This window comes from Acinetobacter sp. ANC_7511, from assembly GCF_056779975.1.
Window position 1 is genome coordinate 203,256 of the sequence record NZ_JBWYIY010000001.1, and the last position, 20,873, is coordinate 224,128.

Annotated in this window: 20 protein-coding genes; 9 read left to right on the forward strand and 11 right to left on the reverse strand. The window is 37.3% G+C overall.

Features of this window, described 5'->3' with window-relative positions; genetic code table 11:
• Nucleotides 1–95: 95 nt before the first annotated feature.
• Nucleotides 96–2,138, reverse strand: coding sequence for a hypothetical protein (locus tag AC1M9L_RS01075; RefSeq protein WP_481591076.1), 2,043 nt, complete (start codon nt 2,136–2,138; stop codon nt 96–98).
• 229 nt (nt 2,139–2,367) lie between these two features.
• Between AC1M9L_RS01075 and AC1M9L_RS01080 the strand changes: the two genes are divergently transcribed.
• The 3 genes from AC1M9L_RS01080 to mdh all read left to right on the forward strand — a co-directional run bounded on the left by AC1M9L_RS01080 (nt 2,368) and on the right by mdh (nt 5,694).
• Complete coding sequence (locus tag AC1M9L_RS01080) at nt 2,368–3,198, forward strand: SDR family oxidoreductase (RefSeq protein WP_481591077.1); 831 nt, start codon at nt 2,368–2,370, stop codon at nt 3,196–3,198.
• A 51-nt stretch (nt 3,199–3,249) separates the two neighbouring features.
• Nucleotides 3,250–4,215 carry an alpha/beta hydrolase gene (locus AC1M9L_RS01085; RefSeq protein WP_481591078.1) on the forward strand — a complete coding sequence of 322 codons (966 nt, stop codon included), beginning with the start codon at nt 3,250–3,252 and terminating at the stop codon, nt 4,213–4,215.
• Nucleotides 4,216–4,521: 306 nt separating this feature from the next.
• Nucleotides 4,522–5,694, forward strand: a complete 1,173-nt coding sequence (gene mdh, locus AC1M9L_RS01090; RefSeq protein WP_035263769.1) for an iron-dependent methanol dehydrogenase — start codon at nt 4,522–4,524, stop codon at nt 5,692–5,694.
• 201 nt (nt 5,695–5,895) lie between these two features.
• Here mdh and AC1M9L_RS01095 read toward each other — a convergent pair whose 3' ends face one another.
• Entirely contained in the window at nt 5,896–7,071 is a 1,176-nt protein-coding gene (locus AC1M9L_RS01095) for a sigma-54-dependent transcriptional regulator family protein (RefSeq protein WP_481591079.1), read from the reverse strand.
• Nucleotides 7,072–7,275: 204 nt separating this feature from the next.
• Here AC1M9L_RS01095 and exaC point away from each other — a divergent pair, with 204 nt between their 5' ends.
• The gene (exaC, locus tag AC1M9L_RS01100; protein WP_481591080.1) at nt 7,276–8,787 is read left to right on the forward strand and encodes an acetaldehyde dehydrogenase ExaC; all 1,512 of its coding nucleotides are present in this window, start codon (nt 7,276–7,278) and stop codon (nt 8,785–8,787) included.
• 59 nt (nt 8,788–8,846) lie between these two features.
• On the opposite strand, the gene AC1M9L_RS01105 is transcribed toward exaC, so the two are convergent.
• The 3 genes from AC1M9L_RS01105 to AC1M9L_RS01115 all read right to left on the reverse strand — a co-directional run bounded on the left by AC1M9L_RS01105 (nt 8,847) and on the right by AC1M9L_RS01115 (nt 11,396).
• The gene (locus AC1M9L_RS01105) at nt 8,847–9,899 is read right to left on the reverse strand and encodes an NAD(P)-dependent alcohol dehydrogenase (RefSeq protein WP_481591081.1); all 1,053 of its coding nucleotides are present in this window, start codon (nt 9,897–9,899) and stop codon (nt 8,847–8,849) included.
• Between the two features lie 101 nt (nt 9,900–10,000).
• Nucleotides 10,001–10,603, reverse strand: a complete 603-nt coding sequence (locus AC1M9L_RS01110; protein ID WP_481591082.1) for a 2-hydroxychromene-2-carboxylate isomerase — start codon at nt 10,601–10,603, stop codon at nt 10,001–10,003.
• Between the two features lie 22 nt (nt 10,604–10,625).
• A complete protein-coding gene (locus AC1M9L_RS01115; protein ID WP_481591083.1) occupies nt 10,626–11,396 on the reverse strand; it encodes an SDR family oxidoreductase in 771 nt (256 codons plus the stop codon).
• Between the two features lie 86 nt (nt 11,397–11,482).
• Between AC1M9L_RS01115 and AC1M9L_RS01120 the strand changes: the two genes are divergently transcribed.
• Both AC1M9L_RS01120 and AC1M9L_RS01125 read left to right on the forward strand, forming a co-directional pair.
• Nucleotides 11,483–12,055 (forward strand): TetR/AcrR family transcriptional regulator, encoded by a 573-nt coding sequence (locus AC1M9L_RS01120; RefSeq protein WP_481591084.1) that lies wholly within the window; start codon nt 11,483–11,485, stop codon nt 12,053–12,055.
• Nucleotides 12,056–12,143: 88 nt separating this feature from the next.
• Nucleotides 12,144–12,845, forward strand: a complete 702-nt coding sequence (locus tag AC1M9L_RS01125; RefSeq protein WP_481591085.1) for a glutamine amidotransferase — start codon at nt 12,144–12,146, stop codon at nt 12,843–12,845.
• A 160-nt stretch (nt 12,846–13,005) separates the two neighbouring features.
• Here AC1M9L_RS01125 and AC1M9L_RS01130 read toward each other — a convergent pair whose 3' ends face one another.
• Together AC1M9L_RS01130 and AC1M9L_RS01135 are read right to left on the reverse strand one after the other, a co-directional pair.
• Nucleotides 13,006–13,587 carry a hypothetical protein gene (locus AC1M9L_RS01130; RefSeq protein ID WP_179998143.1) on the reverse strand — a complete coding sequence of 194 codons (582 nt, stop codon included), beginning with the start codon at nt 13,585–13,587 and terminating at the stop codon, nt 13,006–13,008.
• Between the two features lie 394 nt (nt 13,588–13,981).
• Complete coding sequence (locus tag AC1M9L_RS01135; RefSeq protein WP_481591086.1) at nt 13,982–14,566, reverse strand: YceI family protein; 585 nt, start codon at nt 14,564–14,566, stop codon at nt 13,982–13,984.
• A 330-nt stretch (nt 14,567–14,896) separates the two neighbouring features.
• Here AC1M9L_RS01135 and AC1M9L_RS01140 point away from each other — a divergent pair, with 330 nt between their 5' ends.
• Complete coding sequence (locus AC1M9L_RS01140; RefSeq protein WP_035263788.1) at nt 14,897–15,424, forward strand: nuclear transport factor 2 family protein; 528 nt, start codon at nt 14,897–14,899, stop codon at nt 15,422–15,424.
• A 59-nt stretch (nt 15,425–15,483) separates the two neighbouring features.
• Here AC1M9L_RS01140 and AC1M9L_RS01145 read toward each other — a convergent pair whose 3' ends face one another.
• Together AC1M9L_RS01145 and tkt are read right to left on the reverse strand one after the other, a co-directional pair.
• Nucleotides 15,484–15,699, reverse strand: a complete 216-nt coding sequence (locus AC1M9L_RS01145; RefSeq protein WP_035263790.1) for a hypothetical protein — start codon at nt 15,697–15,699, stop codon at nt 15,484–15,486.
• 114 nt (nt 15,700–15,813) lie between these two features.
• The gene (tkt, locus tag AC1M9L_RS01150) at nt 15,814–17,802 is read right to left on the reverse strand and encodes a transketolase (RefSeq protein ID WP_481591087.1); all 1,989 of its coding nucleotides are present in this window, start codon (nt 17,800–17,802) and stop codon (nt 15,814–15,816) included.
• Nucleotides 17,803–18,245: 443 nt separating this feature from the next.
• Here tkt and metK point away from each other — a divergent pair, with 443 nt between their 5' ends.
• The gene (metK, locus tag AC1M9L_RS01155) at nt 18,246–19,412 is read left to right on the forward strand and encodes a methionine adenosyltransferase (RefSeq protein ID WP_035263794.1); all 1,167 of its coding nucleotides are present in this window, start codon (nt 18,246–18,248) and stop codon (nt 19,410–19,412) included.
• A gap of 45 nt (nt 19,413–19,457) precedes the next feature.
• On the opposite strand, the gene AC1M9L_RS01160 is transcribed toward metK, so the two are convergent.
• Nucleotides 19,458–19,700, reverse strand: coding sequence for a hypothetical protein (locus AC1M9L_RS01160; RefSeq protein ID WP_035263796.1), 243 nt, complete (start codon nt 19,698–19,700; stop codon nt 19,458–19,460).
• Nucleotides 19,701–20,007: 307 nt separating this feature from the next.
• On the opposite strand from AC1M9L_RS01160, the gene AC1M9L_RS01165 reads away from it, so the two are divergent.
• On the forward strand, nt 20,008–20,217 hold the full coding sequence (locus tag AC1M9L_RS01165) for a hypothetical protein (RefSeq protein ID WP_180027759.1): 210 nt from the start codon (nt 20,008–20,010) through the stop codon (nt 20,215–20,217).
• Here the strand turns inward: AC1M9L_RS01165 and AC1M9L_RS01170 are convergent.
• A complete protein-coding gene (locus tag AC1M9L_RS01170) occupies nt 20,161–20,802 on the reverse strand; it encodes a LysE family transporter (protein WP_481591088.1) in 642 nt (213 codons plus the stop codon). The two genes, AC1M9L_RS01165 and AC1M9L_RS01170, sit on opposite strands and share 57 nt — an antisense overlap.
• Nucleotides 20,803–20,873: the final 71 nt, after the last annotated feature.

Sequence of the window (20,873 nt, forward strand, 5' to 3'; positions counted from 1 at the left end):
GAACGCTCATAGCCTAACGACATTTCATAAAAAAGTTAAGCCAAAAATCAGCCTTGTGATCATGTTAACGCGTTAATACGTCAATTTAAGGCGCATCAGTTGTTGATTTGTTCCGGATCTCCAAAATTCCAAATCAACATTTCATTGACTTGATGTACAAACTCTTTGGCCTCCCTCACAACCTTTAGATCAGCAACTTCATTATTGGGCAAACGCAGTTGGTCAAAATGAAGCTGATCGAATTTAAAAAAACAACCGAGTGTCAAATGCTGTGAGGGATCATGTAAATTTGACATATGGAACGCCACATATTCACCATCAATAATTCTTTGGGTATAAGATAAAGCCAGGCAATGTTTATAATTTACAGACTCTTGAATAATTTGCTCTAATTCATTCAACTCCACAAATTTCCAATTCTCTGTATACATGACTGCTTGAGGTGATACTCGTTTCCAATGACTTTCAGCATGTCTCAATTTCAAAGTCGTCAATGTATCCACATAATGTAAATGCTGATGCCAACGTATTGCTTGCTGATACCATGCGGGCCATGTCATGTTTTTCGAAATAGTTCTATCTTGTTGAAAAAAATCAATGAGATAATCTGCGACATAAGAGTCAAAAATACTATTGCTGCGGTTATATTGAGAGTTTGGATGTTTAAAGCGCTGCCTAAACTCATCTAGATTGATATGATACTGCAGCATCAAGAAATGAAAATGCGTTTGGTGTTGTGTTGAGGGCTCAATAAATTTGATGATTTCATCAGGTAGATCTTTAACTAAGTCATTTAAAAACAACATATAAGACTGCATCACTTGAGAAATACGTTTAAAGACATATTTCACTGAACTCAATCCTTGCTGTTCCAATGACCATAACAAGTCCATCCATTCCTTAAGATATAAAATAGAAGCCGTGAGTGGCTGTGATTTTTTAAAATCTTGAGCATTTTGTGCCTCATTCAATGCATATGAATGAGGCTCAGCAGATAGTTCAAACCATGCTTGTTGCTGTGAAATACGTAAACACTCAGAAATAAATAAACGACCGATAACCTGTTCAAAATATTGAATCGAGAGTTGTATGACATGCGGATGTACTTTAGAGCAATCCACAAAACTTAAAGCGGTGACAGCCAATCGAATATTGGGATCTTTTAAATTTTCACTTACCCAATCGATGACAAGATAATCTTGTTTAAATAACCAATTCACTGCTCTTTTGTGTATAAACAGTGGCGACTGTTGCGCTATATCTTCTACCCAATACTGCACATCTTTATTTAAAAAATTTTGTTTATTGAAAATATCTTGATACTGCCAATACCCTCGTTTGATCCAACGTGTAAAACCTAATAAATGCGGTGTTTGCTCATTATGTTGTTTGAGTAAATTGAAATCAGGCTCTAAGTCTACCAATTGAGATAAGCTAAATTGTTCTTCGAAAGAAATTTGTGCCATACGATATAACCGTTTTGGCAACATTAATTCTGCTGAAGTGCTTAACCGATCGTATACTGGAATCAATTTTTGCACTGCAAGAAAATTATCTCCCATGACTGAATTGACCAAACACAGATGTTTAAAATTCAGTTCAACTTCCAAAGGTATTTCAGCACCAAATCGACTGAAATTCAGCAAATGAGGTTCATCATAATACTCACTTTGCATCATGATTCGATCTAACTGCATCGCTTGCTGATCGGTCAAATTATAAAGGCACTGTTCAACACGATTTTCTCCATCGACCCATTTAAAGACTTCTTCAACCAGCATTTGACGAAATAACTGCACTTTCGTTTTTAAATATAGAGAATGATGTGAGGCCTTATGATTAAAGATAAAACTAAAATCATTGAACATAAAATCCGCAATTTTTTGAATCTCGACATTTGAGTGGGATGTATAAAATTGAATTTTATAATCATCGATACACTCAACTGTGAGCAGTCCATCTGCGATCACTAAGCTATTATTTTCCTGATCAATTACGAATAAATTTTCAGGCGTAATCGTCCATAGATATAACCACTGATCCTGAAATACGGCTTTGAGTGTATCGCAATGATCAATTAATGCCTGTGCAGTATATTGATGACGTTGCTTTGGATTTTGCGGAGGACACGCCAGCATACAGTTTGCCTAAATAAGAAAGACTGGAAGAATTTTAAAAATAACAACGATATAACTATATTATTCTATCTTAAAATGAGTTGTGCTATTCAGATTCTGTAACTTTTGTATGAGTCAGATAAGCAGTTCGTATCATGCAACAATTATATGAAAATTTCTTGAAAGTACGTTTGACTCACTGCTCTGACTGTATTAAAACAATCTCATACTAAGAACTTTAGAGACAATAATGAAAACAGTGGTGATTACAGGTGCAAATACAGGAATTGGATTAGCGACAGCAAAAAAATTTGTTGAAAGTGGTCATCACGTCGTACTTGCCTGTCGTAATTTGGATAAAGCTCAGAAAGCTAAAGCAGAAATCAGCACCAAAGGTCATGGTCAAATTGATATTGTAGAATTAGATTTAAATGATCTAAATCAAGTCAAATCTGCAGCACAAACTTTAAAAGAAAAATATTCACAGATTGATATTTTGGTCAACAATGCAGGTCTAATGACGCCTAAATTAGAAGAAACGGCTAATGGTTTTGAAAATCAAATAGGTGTCAATTATCTAGGACATTTTGTGTGGACAATGCAATTATTACCTTTACTTCAAAACGCGCCTTCAGGCCGTATCATTCATCTTGCATCCATGATGCATGTTCTGGGTAAAATTGACACACATCAATTTAAATTTCATTCTGTTAAAAAGTATAACGGTGTACTCAGCTATGGAAATAGTAAATTAGCAAATTTACTATTTAGTCATGCCTTAGCTGAAAAGCTCAGAGGTACATCTATCACCAGTAATGCAATTCATCCAGGTGCTGTGGATTCCGAAATTTATCGCGAGCTTCCTTACTATCAATATCGCGCTTTAAAATTGTTCTTAATCTCACCCAACAAACCAGCAAATCTTATTCATCAAATTGCGTTATCACCTGAATGGTCTAAGAAAACAGGTCAATACAAAAGTTTGCAAACACCAGCTTTTCAATCTGCACATGCGAAAAATCGTAGTTTAGCTCAGCGATTGTTTGACGAGACAGAACAACTTTTAAAAGAATATTTATAGTCAATATAAACAATTTTGAATCAGGGAATGAATCAATAGATGATCGAAAAAATGAGTGCTGAGACCACGCTACACTACCAACCCGACATTTTAGGTGAAAAATTTGAGCAACATATTTTCAAATTTTCGCCTGATTATGATGGTGAGGTTATTGCAACATTAGTACGTCGTCCATCAGATATTCCATCAACTAAAGCTGTGCTGTATATCCATGGCTTTATTGATTATTTCTTTCAACAAGAAATGGCGAAAAAATTTAATGCCCAAGGTTTTCAGTTTTACGCCATTGACCTTAGAAAATACGGTAGATCACTACTTCCGCATCAAAAACCTTATTTTGTGAAAGACCTAACCGAATATGATGAAGATATTCATGCCGCATTGAATACAATTCAAAGTGACGGAAATGAATCGGTATTATTATGCGGTCATTCTACAGGCGGTTTAACTGCCACTTATTTTTCAATTCGACACCCTGATCATCCATTGATTAAAGCAATCTGGGCCAACAGCCCATTTTATGATTTCAATATGAATGTATTAAAAAAGAAATATGCGCTTCCAATGATTGCAAAATTAGCTCAGCAATTTCCGTTGATGCAATTACCAAGTGAATTAAATAAGTTTTACGTGAAGAGTTTGCACGAAAATTTGAACGGTGAATGGAGTTTTGATCTCAAGCTTAAACCTAAAACCTACACCAAAGTGTATTTGAGTTTTATCGGTGCTGTAGTGAAAGCACAACAGAAAATCCAATCTGGTCCTAAAATTTCAGTTCCGCTTCTTGTTATGCACTCAAGTCGCACGACCAATCCCAAGAAATATAACATTGATGCTCAGACCTCTGATGTGATTTTAGATGTAAAAACCATTGAAAAATATGCAAAAGAATTACAAGGTGATGTCACTGTAATGACAATTAAAGATGGTCTGCATGATTTGGTTCTTTCAAAAAAACTGGTTCGTCAGCAAGTGTATGACCAACTCTTTGCTTGGCTTGCTTCAAAAAATCTCTAAATTCTGTTCATCTAAGACCTCATTTTACTGGTCTTGATTGTTAATGTGTAATGATCAAGCTGAATAGACTTTCTCTTGGTCATACAATATTACTATTCTTCAACCTCCCCATCGCTTCACATACCTTTGCTACCAATCTCCTTTTCACCCATTTGAAATATTATTTCTTGCTTGCTGTTTCTTGTTTTGAGCCATGGAGAAATTGGGTTGGTATTTGGTAGGTACACATCATCGCAAGAGTGTCCAATACTGTAAACACGGTAAATATCACCGAACACAACAATAAATGGTAAAAGGAATCTCACCATGGCTTTTAAAAATATTGCAGACCAAACAAACGGTTTTTATATCCCTTGTGTTTCACTTTTCGGACCAGGTAGTGCTAAAGAAGTTGGAAGCAAAGCTCAAAATTTAGGGGCTAAAAAAGCACTGATTGTGACTGATGCAGGTTTATACAAATTTGGTGTCGCAGATATCATCGCTGGCTATTTAAAAGAAGCGCAAGTGGAGAGCTACATATTTGCTGGTGCCGAGCCTAATCCGACTGATATTAATGTCCATGATGGTGTGGAAGCCTACAATAATAATGCTTGTGATTTTATTATTTCTTTAGGTGGTGGCTCTTCACATGATTGTGCTAAAGGTATTGGTTTAGTGACTGCAGGTGGTGGGCACATTCGCGACTATGAAGGAATCGATAAAAGTACCGTTCCGATGACACCTCTTATTGCAATCAACACAACTGCAGGAACTGCTTCGGAAATGACGCGTTTCTGTATTATTACCAATACAGAAACTCATGTAAAAATGGCAATCGTCGATTGGCGTTGCACTCCACTCATTGCCATAGATGATCCTAAACTGATGATCGCAAAACCTGCAGCATTGACAGCTGCAACAGGTATGGATGCGCTTACTCATGCAGTCGAAGCCTATGTTTCAACAGCAGCAAATCCAATTACAGATGCCTGTGCTGAAAAAGCCATCAGCATGATCAGTCAATGGCTGAGTCCTGCGGTTGCTAATGGTGAGAATATTGAAGCACGTGATGCAATGAGTTATGCACAATATTTGGCAGGCATGGCATTTAATAACGCCTCTTTAGGTTATGTACATGCCATGGCTCACCAATTAGGCGGTTTTTATAATCTTCCGCATGGTGTATGTAACGCGATTTTACTCCCTCATGTCTGTGAGTTCAACTTAATTGCCTGCCCTGATCGTTATGCCAAAATAGCTGAATTAATGGGTGTAAATATTGAAGGATTAACCATTAATGAAGCTGCATATGCAGCAATTGATGCGATCAAAATCCTCTCTCAGTCCATTGGCATTCCAACAGGATTAAAAGAGCTTTCGGTTAAGGAGGAAGATTTAGAAGTGATGGCGCAAAATGCACAAAAAGATGCCTGCATGCTCACTAACCCACGTAAAGCAGATCTCCAACAAGTTATCAATATTTTTAAAGCTGCAATGTAAAGTTTTGAGTTGCTAGATCTAAAAGAGAATCCGGATACACTTCAGATTCTCTTTTTTAATCTTTGATTCTCAATCGAATTCAATATTGCATTACATCAGGAATGGCGGGATTAAATTTTTGTAGGTATAAAAAATGAGAGTAAAGGTTGTTAACAATATGAAAAAGATGCTTTAGGTCGTTGTGTTTTACTTTAATTCGGCTCAATTACGATAGTGCTGTAAAAGTTGTTGCGTTGAATAATCTTGCGGTGACAACTCCATTAAACGCTCCATTGCATCAACTGCATCAGGATTTCGTGCAATGTATTTTAAAAGCACCTCAACATCACAATAGTTAAAAATTGCTTCACTCAAACGCGAATCTAAACAATTTCGCCAAGAACATAAGAATGGGCTTTCTGTTTTTGCGAGCATTACACCATTGACCTGCTGTAAAGCTTTATCAATAAATCCAACGTCTAAAGCATTTTCGATTTGGAGGAAATCAGCCTCAATATGAGCCAGTAATTTATAGGGTCTTGAGCCTAACATTCCACCCAATAAATCTCGAAGCTGCGACATTTCAGCTTTTAAAGTTCCCATGCTTACCTTTCGCTCCCCATACAAAGCTTGATGAAGCGAATCTAAGCTAAGCCCTTGAGGACATAATGCCAATATTGTCAAAATTTCAATCTGTCTAGGTGTAACCACCAAGGTACGTCCGTTAAATATGACTTGAGGAATTCCAAAGGTACGAATAAATAAATGTTGGCGTTGATAATTCAGTAATGCTGATTGTATTAAAGATGCACAACGTTCTGCTGCGAGTAGTCCAAAACTATTGTGATGATCCCATGTCGTTGATAAATCTAATACACCAATGAGTTGCTTCGAAAATGGATCAACAATTGGTGCTGCATAGCACACCCAATCATGAATAGACTCCATATAGTGTTCATTTGAAAACACACAACTTGATTTTTCAGTTTTCAAGGTTAATGCTAAAGCATTGGTTCCAACGACTTCTTCCCGCCATTGACCGCCTTCAATAAAGTGAACGCGTTCTGCAGCCTTACGCATTTGTTGACTAGCTTCTGTCCAAATAATGGTGCTGTTGATATCGCCTACCGCAAGTACCATAGATGATTGTTGTGCAACATGTTTTAACTCTTGTTCACATATTTTCAATGCTTGATTTAGGCTGTGACTTTCAACAGTACTCGTTGTGATCAACGGCGCTACCATTCGCTCTTTCGGAATTTCTGCCAACTTCGATCTTTGCCAAGACTTTAAAATATGCTGACCAAGTTGTTTCGCCTGTACAGTTGAAAGACTGATTTTCTCTCTAAGTGTTTCTATTTGTTGTCTTTGCTTGATTAGAGTCTGCATTGAGTTCATTCCTTATTATCTCAACATTTCCCAATATGCATATGTTGTACTTATTATAGTTATAGTATTTGTTGATCAGTTGTAAACCTTCATCATTCCAACCTTTTTCCAACCTTATTGTGGTTATGTTAACTCATCAATAATAGAAGATATCTAATACCAAAGACGAAGATATTTTCCATAACTTTACAGCACAACCAAAGGATGGACACTATGCGCTACGCTGATCCCAATCAACCAGATTCTAAAGTTCAATTTAAAGCACAATACGAAAATTTCATTGGTGGGAAATGGGTTCCTCCAGTAAAAGGTGAGTATTTTGATAATCTTTCTCCCGTAGATGGGAAAGTCTTTACTCGAGTTCCCCGTTCTTCAGTCGAGGATATTGAGCTCGCTTTAGACGCAGCTCATGCCGCTAAAACTGAATGGAACAAAACGTCTGCAACAACTCGCTCTAACATTTTATTAAAAATAGCAGATCGCTTAGAAGAGAATCTAGAATTACTTGCTGTGGCAGAAACATGGGACAATGGTAAACCTATCCGTGAAACCTTAGCTGCAGATATTCCACTGTGTATTGACCATTTCCGCTATTTTGCTGGCTGTATCCGCGCACAAGAAGGTGGTATTTCAGAAATTGATGAAGATACTATCGCTTACCATTTTCATGAGCCGTTGGGTGTCGTTGGACAGATTATTCCATGGAACTTTCCGATTTTAATGGCGGCATGGAAACTTGCGCCTGCATTAGCAGCGGGGAACTGTATTGTCTTAAAACCAGCTGAGCAAACTCCTGTCAGTATTCTAGTTTTAGTTGAACTGATACAAGATATTTTACCACCAGGTGTGCTGAATATCGTCAATGGTTATGGTGTTGAAGTAGGACGCCCTCTTGCCACAAATCCACGTATTTCAAAAATTGCATTTACTGGCTCAACTGCGGTTGGTCAATTAATTATGCAATATGCCACCGAAAATATTATTCCAGTGACATTAGAACTGGGTGGCAAATCTCCAAATATTTTCTTCGAAGACATCATGGATAAGGATGATGAATATCTAGATAAAGCGCTTGAAGGTTTTTCCATGTTTGCCCTGAATCAGGGAGAAATTTGTACTTGTCCATCACGCGCTTTAGTCCAGGAAAGTATTGCTGATAAATTCTTAGAGATGGCTGTAGAGCGCGTGAAGCGAATTAAAACGGGACATCCACTTGATACAGAAACCATGATTGGTGCTCAAGCCTCGCAAGAGCAACAAGATAAAATTTTAGGTTGTATTGCGACAGGTCGTGAAGAAGGTGCTCAAATTCTTACGGGTGGTCAAGCACGTGAAGAAATTGGACAAGGTTTTTATATTGAGCCGACGATTTTCAAAGGCAATAACAGCATGAAAACATTCCAAGAAGAAATTTTTGGACCAGTTTTGGCTGTGACAACATTTAAAGATTTCGACGATGCTATCAACATTGCCAATGACACCATTTATGGATTAGGTGCTGGTGTTTGGTCACGATCAGCGCATACTTCTTATCGTGCAGGACGTGCAATTCAATCAGGTCGAGTCTGGACAAATTGCTACCATATCTACCCTGCTCATGCTGCTTTTGGCGGTTATAAAAAATCAGGGATTGGTCGTGAAAATCATAAAATGATGCTGGATCATTACCAACAAACTAAAAATTTATTGGTGAGTTACTCAACTAAACCAATGGGTTTCTTCTAAAACAAAAGCTAAAGAAGCGGCTGATTGCCGCTTCTTTTCTGCTACAGGAGCTTAATGGATTAGCTGGCTTGTAGACTTTTCATATCAATCACAAAACGATATTTCACATCACTTTGAAGCATTCGCTCAAATACCTCATTAATATTTTGCATATCAATGACTTCTACATCTGACACGATATTGTGCTCACCACAAAAATCGAGTAATTCTTGAGTTTCTTGAATCCCACCAATCACCGATCCAGCGATTGATTTTCTTCCCATAATCATGGGCACGGAATTACTGCTAAATTCACCGAGATAGCCTACCAATACCAATGTCCCACTCAATGCAAGTGTCGGAATATAAGGCTTTAGATCATGATCATAAGGCACAGTATCAATAATTAAATCAAACTGATTTTTCACTGATTTCATTTGTGTTGGATCTGTTGATAACACGACATGATCTGCACCTAAATCACGTGCATCCTGTTCTTTATTTGCTGATCGTGTAAATAAAGTCACTTCTGCACCAAGCGCATGAGCAAGTTTAATCGCCATATGACCTAAACCACCGAGTCCAACAACAGCCACTTTAGAGCCTTTACCGACATTCCAATGTTTTAACGGAGACCATGTCGTGATCCCTGCACATAAGATGGGTGCAATGGATTGAGTATCTAAATTTTCAGGTACTTTCAATACAAAATCTTGGCTCGCAATGATCGTTTGTGCATAGCCACCATAAGTAGGTGTTTTATCATGACGATCTAAACTACCATACGTTTGTGTATTGCCAGCTTCACAATATTGCTCCAAACCTTGGTGACAAGCAGAACAAGTACGACATGAATCTACCATACACCCGATTCCGACCAGATCTCCAACCTTAAACTTCGTTACCGATGCTCCGATGCTTTTTACACGACCAATTACTTCATGACCCGGTACAATTGGGTAACGACTAAATCCCCAATCATTACGCGCTTGGTGTAAGTCAGAATGACATACACCGCAGTATTCAATATCAATAATGACATCATCGGGGCGAGCTTGACGTTGCTGAAACGTATATGGAACCAATGGACTTTTAGAATCAAGCGCTGCGTAAGCTAAAACATTATGGGTCATCGTGACTCCCTCAAGCTGTTAATTTCGTACTCTCTTATTCGTTATATCACATCAATATTTTTAATAAATTTAGCTGAGTCTCAATCTAATTTCTTTTTCACTTATTTTTGTAATTCTCGCTCTACAAAATGCAAGCGATCTTGTCCCCAATACATATTTTCCCGTACAAAAAATGTAGGTGCTCCGAATACCCCTCGTTGTACGGCATTGTTTGTTTCATCAATCAATTTTTGTTTTACTACCTGATCTTGGCTTAAATCCAAAAGTTGCTGACCATCGATTGCATCCCCTTGAAATAAATTTATCAGAACTTCTGGATCGGCTAAATTCAAGGGCTTTCTAAACATCGCATCGAAAAGCTTGGTCAAAATCACTTCAAAATATTCATCATGATAGATTTTGACTCCCGTTAATATACGCATTAAAGTCAATGTATTCATTGGAAAATATGGATTCATCTGCATCGGGATCTGATAATAATCTGACCAACGACTTAAGTCTTGCATTGAATAGATCCCTTTAGCAGGCACCTCAATTGGACTCTTGTTACCAGTCAATTTAAAAATTCCACCCAATAAAATTGGTGTGTAATCAATCACTGCATTATATTTTTTGGTGATTTCTTGTAGCTTGTAAAAAGCCAAATAACTAAATGGACTGCCAAGGTCGAAATAAAATTCAACTTTTTGTTGTTGTGTAGTCATGTCTTATCCTTATTAAATATGATTACCACTGTTCAGACCATGGACGCAAATCCAATTCATGTGTCCAAGCATCTCGTGGTTGATGAGCAATATGCCAATAGTTATCAGCTATATGTTGAGGATTTAAAATACCGTCATGCTGTTTTTTTTCATACAAATGAGGGAAAGTATCTTTAATAAAATCAGTATCAATCGCCCCATCAATAATGACGTGCGCAACATGAATATGATGAGGCCCTAACTCTTTTGCCATACTTCGGGCTAAGGCTCTTAACGCATGTTTAGCGCCAGCAAAAGCGCTGAAATATGCTGAACCACGGATGCTTGCTGTTGCACCAGTGAAAATGATAGTGCCGCGCTGCCTTGCGACCATCCGTTTAGCGACTTCACGACCATTTAAAAAAGCACTAAAACAAGCCATTTCCCAGATTTTAAAATATTTACGTGCTGTTTCCTCTAGAATGCTACACGGCACATTTGCTCCAATATTAAAGACCAATACTTCAATCTGACCAATGTCACGTTCAATTGTGTCAATCAGTTGAATCACTTGATCTTCTTTTCTTGCATCTGAAGCAAATCCATAAGCTTTACCACCGTGTGCTTCAATCTCTCGGATGACAAGTGCAAGCTTGTCTGCATTGCGTCGAGTCATACAAGCAGTATATCCACCTCGTGCAAAGCGTTTTGCGATCTCACTGCCTGTGGCATCTCCTGCACCAATGATCAGTGCGACCTTGTTATATGTTGATTTTTCTTCTGAATGATTAATTTCTGACTGCTGATCGTTCATCATCTCTCCATTAAATAACGATCGTTATTATAACGATCACTATGTTATAGTTTTGAGGCACAGTCAATGGTTATTGAATATTCAATATGAGATATAAAGCAGGATATAAAGAAGAAAAACGTCGTGATATTTTAAAAACCAGTGGTGAACTTGCAAAAAAACAAGGTTTTAACAATACTGGGGTTGATGGTTTTATGCACGCTGCAAATATGACCAGCGGTGCTTTCTATTCTCACTTTTCTTCAAAAAACGACTTATTTAAAGCCTTAATCGAATCTGAAATCGGAGCAAGTATTCAACAGTGGGAAATGAATCCTCATCAAGATCCAGAATCTTGGTTAGATTTTGAAATGAACCGATATCTTTCTCTATTACACGTTCAACACCCAGAAAAAGGCTGTGTTTTACCCTCACTTGCTGCTGAAGTTTCACGCGCTGATGTTGACATTAAACAATGTTTTGAAAAAGAACTTCAGCGTGGTTACAAACTATTTGCGCAGCATGCTCCAGAACCTGATTTCGCTTGGGCAATACTCTGTCAAATGGTGGGCTCCGTACTATTAGCGCGTGGAGTTCAAGATGAACGCTTAAAAAAAGATATTCTCAATTCTAGTCTAGCGATGCTTAAGAAATTATTAAAAAAAGAGATTGCGAAATAAATCGTTTTATATTGTTTTATGGACGAAACCTTAGTTCCAAAAGTTCTATACTATAATCTCCTCATCATTCTTTTAAGAACGTCACATCATGAGAAAGCTTCCTGAAACAGTATATGCAATACAGCATTTAGCCTTTGAAGATCTAGGTTCTTTTGAGGAGACACTATATCAACTGGGTTATCGGGTCAGATATTTTGATGCAGGTGTGGATGATCTTTCAGTAGCCTTAAAGTACGAAGGTCTGACCATTATTTTGGGTGGACCGATTGGTGTTTATGAGACAGAAGATTACCCTTTCCTACAAACAGAAATAGACTTACTTAAAGAAAGATTAAAACTCCAACGCCCTACGCTTGGCATCTGTCTAGGTGCTCAACTCATTTCAAAAGCCTTGGGCGGTGCAGTATATGCTGGCCACACTAAAGAAATTGGCTGGAGTACGGTAGATATTATAAATGAACAAGACAACCTTCTAAATTCTTTACATGGTGTACCAGTTTTGCATTGGCATGGTGATACCTTTGATCTTCCCGCGCAATCGAAACTTCTGGCGAGCACTCAAATTTATAAAAATCAGGCTTTTCAAGTTGGATCTAATATTTTAGCACTCCAGTTCCATCCTGAAGTGACCTCAGATAGTTTAGAGAAATGGTTGATTGGTCATACTTGCGAATTGCGTAAAGCGGGTATAGATATTACTCAATTACGTGCAGATAACCACCGTTATGCTGAAAAGCTAGAATCTGTGGCAGGTTCAATCTTAAGCCGTTTTATTGAACAGATTAAATGATTTTGATTTGATAGCCTTGAACCCAACTGTAGATCAGGATATTTGATTGTGCTATGCCAATCAATCCACCATTCGTTATGAGCATCCACTCCGTTGCATCCCATTCAACCGAATTTGATAGAGTGAGTAACCGCTTGCAACAGTTAATATTTTTTTGATATCAAGTGTCTAAAATTTTGTTCAAATTTTTCCAATGTACCCAATCGTTAAGAAGTTTGACTATGGTGAGTCCACATATCACACATATAACTCCATAAATTATTTCGGGAACTATCTGTGATGCACCTAAAGAATTAAACAATCTCCAATATTCATCTTTTTTAAAGTAAAACATTATGGGAGCAAAACTCATAGAAAATAAAACTAGTAAATTCATTACTAAAACTTTTATTTTTCCTTTTTTTGATACCTTTAGTCTAATGATTTCACCTCTAGAGTTTTTTAATACCTGATAACCTGCTCTATTCCATACAAAAGTCCAATAAAGTAACTCAAACTCCATTGCATTAAATTTATCTAAGAAATATTCCAGCTCTTTTATATCAACGTTTTTTGCTCCAGTAAGTGCAGAAATTGCTGAATTTAGCAGAAGCGTTTTAACTTCCTCGCTTTCATTAAGATTTTTAATCCTTTCTCGTTCTTCAAAAAAAGATTTAAGACGTAAGTGGCGCTCAAGATATTTTTTTCGATTGTATGATGGTGTAATAAGCTCAATGGCTTTTTCAAATATTTGCAAATACATATTTAAAATAAACTAAATAATTATAATCAGTCCAAATCATAAATCTAAATTTATTTTAAATAAATGCAATTTTTTTAAACCATACAATATCCATGACTTTTTTAAATATTTCTACTCCTATCTCTGCAAGCGTATATCACGTTTAATGAATTGATCTACAAACTTCTTAGTATGGTTATTATCTCCCTGTGTAAAATCGTATGTGACATTGATTCTAAAGCTTGAGCCACGCCAATGACTTAAGCTATTTAGATAAAATTCTTGTTGTAGATTTGGTTCATCTTACTTTCGATAATTACGGGTAGAGCATTAAAAAGAGAAGCTTTTGGCCTCATAAGAAAATAATAAACCGCCCATTCAGGCGGCTTATTTATCACTTAACAAATTGATTTTATTATTTTTTATTATCTACTGAAGCTTCAGTTGTAATATTCACCGTGATTTTATCGCCTACATTAGGCACATATGCGCCTACACCGAATGCAGAACGGTCAAATGAAGTCGTTGCATTGAAACCAATAGACTGCGCTTTCGTCATAGGATGTTCAGCTTGTTTATTCAAAACAGCATCTAGTACGACAGGCTTAGTAACATTTTTAATCGTTAGATCACCTGTGATCTTATACTTGTTCTTACCATTTGGTTGAACTTTAGTACTTTTAAAAGTGATATTCGGATATTTTTCAGCATCAAAGAAATCTGGTTTCAATAAATGTTCATCTAATGCTCTGACATTTGTATTAATACTTGAAAGTGGAATTGTGACATTCACCGCTGAATTCGCAGGCTTTTCATTGTCTACTTTGATCGTTCCTTGGATATCGCTAAAATTACCTGATGGTGTAGAAAAGCCAAAATGATCCCAAGTAAATACTGTCGCTGTATGAGTTGGATCAATTTTATATTCAACTGGTTTAGCAAATGAAACTGTTGCTACAGAAAGCACTACGGCACTTAACGCTATTGTTTTAAAGTTCATCAATTTTTCCTCAAATTTTTTAAAACATTTATGAAATGGATAGTGAATAATGTATAGCATTCTGAAATTCTTGCATCAGTACAGATAGAACAGTTTGTTGCAAGATTAGAACGCACCTTAAGAAGGTGTCACTTTTATCAAATCAATTTGATCAGATTATGACTATCACTTGTGTATAGATCATGTTTTTCATCTTTAAGCTTTCTCCTAATAAGCAGTTAACATCAACACATATCTTAAATATGAGATTAAATTAAACATTTATACAATATACTAATATTTTGTCTCATTTATAATACTAAAATTACCACTTTGAACTGGAGAATAATGATGAGTGAACAACAACAAGCGATTGATAAAGCGCTTAAAACTAAAGCACCTAAAGATGTCGTATTGGCTTTTTTATATAATACTGATAAATCAAGAGTAGCGATTGCTTCAGAAAAGTTAGTGGCTGAAGATGCCATTTATACTTCGCTAAATTTTAATAATCCTGAACTTAAACAAATTGAACCTTGGGCTGGTACTTCTACAGGTCGTGATGTCTACATTTATACTTTTTCTAATGTCGGAACTTATTGGACGATCGATGATTTTCAAATCACAGATATTTTAGCTGAAGATGAAACAGTGGCTGTATTCGGTCAATTTACTTATACATCTGTTTACGCTAAGCGCACTTTTACTTCACCTTTTTCAATTAAAGCAATAGTTAAAGATGGCTTAATCACGTATTTCCAGTTTATGGAAGATACTTATGCTTCAGCAGCATCTTTCAGAGTAAGTGGTGAATGGACAATTCAACAAAATGCTGATCCAAAATTAAATTTTACCGTGTCAGAAACTACGGCTAATTAACTGTAAAATAATAAAAATAGGATAATAAAAAAGCCTCATAAGAGGCTTTTTTATGACTGTTAAAGCTTTTCAATCAGAATACGATCAATCTGTTTTAATCCTGAAGTTTTTTCACGATTTTTTCGACGTACTTTAATGATTTTCTCTTCTGCCATATCTTGTAGCAATAACTCTACTGCTACCATCGCTTCAAGTGGTAAGTCTTCACCAATCCACTTTTGCTCACCCGCATCCATTAAAGTAATTTCATCACTAATTTGCTCATACAAACTCATTGCGCTACTCACTTCTAATTTGAAATTTAGGGAATGAATCTATCTATCTAGATACATAAAAATAAAAAGACGCCCCACAGTTGGGACGCCTTTTAAAACACTTAATTCTAAGAATTAAGCAGTAATTTCTTTCACTGCTGCGACAACTGCTTCAGTCGTAATACCAAAGTATTGGAACAAATCTTTCGCTGGTGCAGATTCACCATACGTAGTCATACCAATCACACGACCATCAAGACCTACAAATTTCCACCAGTAGTCAACATGCGCCGCTTCAACCGCTACACGCGCACGGATATTAGATGGAAGAACTGACTCACGGTAAGCAGCATCTTGCTTAACAAATTCTTCAGCACATGGCATAGACACAACACGCACACCTTCAAGCTGTGCATAAGCTTCCATTGCCAATGCAACTTCCGAACCTGTTGCAATGATAATCGCTTTCAATTCGCCTTTTTCTTCAGCCAATACATAACCACCTTTCGCAACATCAGCAATTTGTGCTTCTGTGCGTGTTTGGAATGCTAAGTTTTGACGAGAGAAGATCAACGCAGTTGGACCTTCAGAACGTGTTAACGCAGATTTCCAAGAAATTGCTGCTTCAACTGTGTCACATGGGCGCCATGTGTTGAGGTTTGGTGTACCACGTAAAGATGCGATTTGTTCAATTGGTTGGTGTGTTGGACCATCTTCACCCAAACCAATAGAATCGTGTGTGTAAACATGAATCACACGTTGTTTCATCAATGCAGACATACGTACTGCGTTACGTGCATATTCCATAAACATGAGGAATGTTGCTACGTAAGGAATGAACCCACCGTGAAGTGCAACACCGTTTGCGATTGCAGTCATACCGAACTCACGTACGCCATAGTGTACGTAGTTACCTGCAGCATTGTCTTGAACGCCTTGTGCGCCTTTCCAAAGTGTTAAGTTAGAACCTGCTAAGTCAGCAGAACCACCTAAGATTTCAGACAGCATTGGGGCAAATGCTTGGATTGCATTTTGGCTTGCTTTACGTGTTGCGATGGTTTCAGCTTTTGCGTTTACTTCAGCAATATACGCATCGGCTTTTGCAACGAAGTCAGCAGGTAATTCACCGCTTAAACGACGTTTAAGATCAGCCGCTTCAGTTGGATATTTTGCTTCATATTGTGCAAATACTTCGTTCCAAGCTGCTTCTGCTTGTTGACCTTTTTCTTTAGCGTCCCATGCAGCATAAACGTCAGCAGGAATTTCGAATGGACCTTCAGTCCAACCCAACGCTTCACGTGTTAATGCGATTTCGTCGTTACCCAGTGGTGCACCATGGCAATCTTCTTTACCTTGTTTGTTTGGTGAACCTAAACCAATAATCGTTTTACAGATAATGATTGTTGGTTTCTTCGTTTCAGCTTTCGCTTCTAAAGTTGCCGCACGTAATGCATCTGCATCGTGACCATCAACTTTCAATACTTGCCAGCCATAAGCTAAGAAGCGTTGTTCTGTGTCATCAGAGAACCAACCTTCTACTTCACCATCAATTGAAATACCATTGTCGTCATAGTAAGCAATTAATTTACCTAGACCCAAAGTACCTGCCAATGAACATGCTTCATGAGAAACACCTTCCATTAAACAGCCGTCACCTAAGAAACAGTAAGTGAAATGATCAACGACTTTAATGTCTTCTTTGTTGAATTGCGCTGCTAAGGTTTTTTCAGCCAAAGCAAAACCGACAGCATTCGCGATACCCTGCCCTAATGGACCAGTAGTTGTTTCGATACCAGGTGCATAACCTAATTCTGGGTGACCCGGTGTTTTAGAATGCAATTGACGGAATGCTTTTAAATCTTCAATTGAAAGATCATAGCCAGTCAAATGTAATAATGCATATTGAAGCATTGAGCCATGACCATTTGATAATACAAAACGGTCGCGGTTAGCCCACTGAGGGTTTGTCGGATTGTGATTTAAGAATTCACGCCATACAACATCAGCAATATCAGCCATCCCCATTGGTGCACCTGGATGTCCAGAATTTGCTTTTTGCACAGCATCCATTGCAAGTACACGAATTGCGTTAGCAATGCGACGTTCATTCAGCGGGGTTGTCATAGATCAGTGTCCGATAAATTAAAGATGGGAAATGAATAAAATTCAAAAACTGGGTGTATTGTCTTAAAAAAATCAAACAGCGTAAAGCCCAGAAACGTATATTTCAGCCCTAAAGCGAAAAAATTCATACAATGCGAGTCGGTTTTACCAATATTCAATTCAATCCAATATTTTTTAGTCGCTTGGCCTTTTTTTAAAGTACTGATGTTGAATCATATATTCATATTCTTTCGTACCCACTTAAGCTGTTTTTTATTTCAGCTCAGTCTTAAAAAGAATAAGTCTTATACAAAAGTTTTCACTTATCAATTTAACAGATGATGATATCAATTAAAAAAACACAAAAATGACATAAATTCATGCTTTTTAGTCAGGTTAAGCTAGTCCTTAACGTTAAGTCGATGTACCATATTGCGTCTTTAGAAATAACTGTGATAGGACTTATGCGCGAGTACGCTGTATTTACTTCAGAATCTGTAAGCGAAGGCCATCCAGATAAAATGGCTGACCAAATCAGTGATGCTATTTTGGATGCAATCTTAAAAGAAGACCCATATGCACGGGTTGCTTGTGAAACGCTTGTAAAAACAGGTGCTGTTGTTCTTGCAGGTGAAATCACAACAACTGCAAATGTAGACTTTGAAGCAATTGTACGCCAAACCGTAAACGGCATTGGATACCATCATTCTGATTTAGGTTTCGATGGTTCAACTTGTGCTGTTATCAACATGATTGGCAAACAATCTCCTGAAATTGCTCAAGGTGTAGATCGTCAAAAACCTGAAGATCAAGGTGCTGGCGATCAGGGTTTAATGTTTGGCTACGCAAGTCGCGAAACAGATGTTTTAATGCCTGCTCCTATTTCGTATGCGCACCGTCTTATGGAAAAACAAGCAGAACTTCGTCGTAACGGAAGTCTGCCATGGTTACGTCCAGATGCGAAAAGCCAAGTGACTTTTGCATATGAAAATGGCGTACCTGTTCGTTTAGATGCGGTCGTATTATCGACTCAACACGATCCTGAGATTTCACAGACTGATTTAAAAGAAGCTGTCATTGAAGAAATCGTGAAAAAAGTGATTCCAGCAGATATGTTCCATGCGGATACCAAATTCCATATCAACCCTACTGGTATGTTTGTGATTGGTGGTCCAGTCGGTGACTGTGGTTTAACAGGTCGTAAAATCATTGTAGATACATATGGTGGTATGGCTCGTCACGGTGGTGGTGCTTTCTCTGGTAAAGATCCATCTAAAGTAGACCGCTCTGCTGCTTATGCTGGTCGATATGTTGCAAAAAATATTGTTGCCGCTGGTTTAGCCGATAAATGTGAAATTCAAGTGTCTTATGCGATTGGTGTTGCTGAACCAACATCTATCTCAATCAATACATTCAATACTGCTAAGGTTTCTGAAGAATTGATTATTGCATTGGTACGAGAGCATTTCGATTTACGTCCGTATGGTATTACACGTATGTTGAATCTCATTCAACCGATGTATAAGCAAACTGCTGCATATGGTCACTTTGGTCGTGAAGGTTCTGATACTGCATTCACTTGGGAAAAGACAGACAAGGTTGAAGCGCTTAAAGCATCAGCTGGTTTGTAATTTCCAAATAAAAAAGCCCACATTGATGTGGGCTTTTTTATAGATTCAATTTGCTTTATCACTTTGATGAAGCGTGTCCAAAAACGACTGCTTCACAGGGACATTTTGGTTATCTTGTAAATATAAATGGGCCACTTTAAACACAATGGCTGCGGCTAAACACGCGATAATACAAAATATCCAAAAACCATAAGGTGTTCTGATATTTTGTGATCCACATTCAGAACACACTTTGTCTGTCGAAGCAACCACCTTGTCACAACACGCACAATGATACTGATACAGCATACTCATCCTCCCGATTTGACTGTCTTTTTTATTTTTATCTACATCACCTTAGAGGCTAATATTTATACTATATAAGCCTTCACCAATAATCAACCTCATGATGTAGCTATAAAACAGCAACCATCTATGACTTCATTCAATATTTTGTATTATCAGATATCTATGTGAATTTTTTTTGACAACCTGCTCTATCATTCTTTTTTCTTCTAGATATTATGCATATTTTATTCACACACTCGCCCATCAAATCTGCATAGAAATCATAAATTGAAGTAAAATAATCGTAGTGAAAAATGATGATATGACTATGGTTCAATTAATTAAGAAAGGCGGCTTGAGAGAAAGAGCAAACAGAAGTCGCTCTTATCAAGGTTCTGAAAATACTGAAGCAACTTTGCGACCAAGACGTTATCAGCAAGACACGCTTGTTCTGACTCAAACAGAAGAGTTAGATCAGGATTCAGTTAAGCAAAATAAGCGCATCGATCCACAACCAGACTGCAAAGATCAAAAATAGACCACCCGATGCCATATCTATGTAATGCCCTGAACGCTGGTAGAGCTGTTTAATTTTAGGGCGCGCTAAAACGACCATCAAAAACGTAAAGGTTAAAAACGTTTGAATCGGAATAATGACTGCAAGTTGTATTTTCAACATCTCTGGTGCTGAAGCGGTTAAAGCAAGTGAAAATACACTACTAAAATAAATCAGTGTTTTAGGATTGGATAGGTTTGTAAACAACCCCATCAAAAAATATTTTTCAGCTTTTAGAGGTGACTGATTTTCATCAATTGCATCAAATTTGAAAGACTTATAAGTTTGCCAACCACCCTTTAGCATCGCCCAACCCATTTTTGCCAAAAATAAACCACCGACTAACATTAAGACTTGTTGAATCCATGGGAATTGGGCAATCAAAAGTGCAAAACCTGATAAGGTTAAAATCACCCAAAATAAAATTCCAATAGAAATACCTAAAATAACTTTCAACGTATTTGCGATTGTGGTTGACGCTGCGCATTTGGCAATCAACAAAATATCAGGTCCAGGACTCAATTGAGCAACAAGATGTAGGACACAGATGGTAAGTAATAGAGACATAAATCAAAAATGAATAAAAATTGTTTGAATTATACTGTTTTTTAGGAAAATCGAGATACAAAAATAAAAAA

Excerpts from the sequence above, each read along its gene's own strand:
- AC1M9L_RS01075 (WP_481591076.1), bottom strand. The coding sequence starts at position 2,138 with ATGCTGGCGTGTCCTCCGCAAAATCCAAAGCAACGTCATCAATATACT.
- AC1M9L_RS01080 (WP_481591077.1), top strand. The coding sequence starts at position 2,368 with ATGAAAACAGTGGTGATTACAGGTGCAAATACAGGAATTGGATTAGCG.
- AC1M9L_RS01085 (WP_481591078.1), top strand. The coding sequence starts at position 3,250 with ATGAGTGCTGAGACCACGCTACACTACCAACCCGACATTTTAGGTGAA.
- mdh (WP_035263769.1), top strand. The coding sequence starts at position 4,522 with ATGGCTTTTAAAAATATTGCAGACCAAACAAACGGTTTTTATATCCCT.
- AC1M9L_RS01095 (WP_481591079.1), bottom strand. The coding sequence starts at position 7,071 with ATGAACTCAATGCAGACTCTAATCAAGCAAAGACAACAAATAGAAACA.
- exaC (WP_481591080.1), top strand. The coding sequence starts at position 7,276 with ATGCGCTACGCTGATCCCAATCAACCAGATTCTAAAGTTCAATTTAAA.
- AC1M9L_RS01105 (WP_481591081.1), bottom strand. The coding sequence starts at position 9,899 with ATGACCCATAATGTTTTAGCTTACGCAGCGCTTGATTCTAAAAGTCCA.
- AC1M9L_RS01110 (WP_481591082.1), bottom strand. The coding sequence starts at position 10,603 with ATGACTACACAACAACAAAAAGTTGAATTTTATTTCGACCTTGGCAGT.
- AC1M9L_RS01115 (WP_481591083.1), bottom strand. The coding sequence starts at position 11,396 with ATGAACGATCAGCAGTCAGAAATTAATCATTCAGAAGAAAAATCAACA.
- AC1M9L_RS01120 (WP_481591084.1), top strand. The coding sequence starts at position 11,483 with ATGAGATATAAAGCAGGATATAAAGAAGAAAAACGTCGTGATATTTTA.
- AC1M9L_RS01125 (WP_481591085.1), top strand. The coding sequence starts at position 12,144 with ATGAGAAAGCTTCCTGAAACAGTATATGCAATACAGCATTTAGCCTTT.
- AC1M9L_RS01130 (WP_179998143.1), bottom strand. The coding sequence starts at position 13,587 with ATGTATTTGCAAATATTTGAAAAAGCCATTGAGCTTATTACACCATCA.
- AC1M9L_RS01135 (WP_481591086.1), bottom strand. The coding sequence starts at position 14,566 with ATGAACTTTAAAACAATAGCGTTAAGTGCCGTAGTGCTTTCTGTAGCA.
- AC1M9L_RS01140 (WP_035263788.1), top strand. The coding sequence starts at position 14,897 with ATGAGTGAACAACAACAAGCGATTGATAAAGCGCTTAAAACTAAAGCA.
- AC1M9L_RS01145 (WP_035263790.1), bottom strand. The coding sequence starts at position 15,699 with ATGAGTTTGTATGAGCAAATTAGTGATGAAATTACTTTAATGGATGCG.
- tkt (WP_481591087.1), bottom strand. The coding sequence starts at position 17,802 with ATGACAACCCCGCTGAATGAACGTCGCATTGCTAACGCAATTCGTGTA.
- metK (WP_035263794.1), top strand. The coding sequence starts at position 18,246 with ATGCGCGAGTACGCTGTATTTACTTCAGAATCTGTAAGCGAAGGCCAT.
- AC1M9L_RS01160 (WP_035263796.1), bottom strand. The coding sequence starts at position 19,700 with ATGCTGTATCAGTATCATTGTGCGTGTTGTGACAAGGTGGTTGCTTCG.
- AC1M9L_RS01165 (WP_180027759.1), top strand. The coding sequence starts at position 20,008 with ATGGTTCAATTAATTAAGAAAGGCGGCTTGAGAGAAAGAGCAAACAGA.
- AC1M9L_RS01170 (WP_481591088.1), bottom strand. The coding sequence starts at position 20,802 with ATGTCTCTATTACTTACCATCTGTGTCCTACATCTTGTTGCTCAATTG.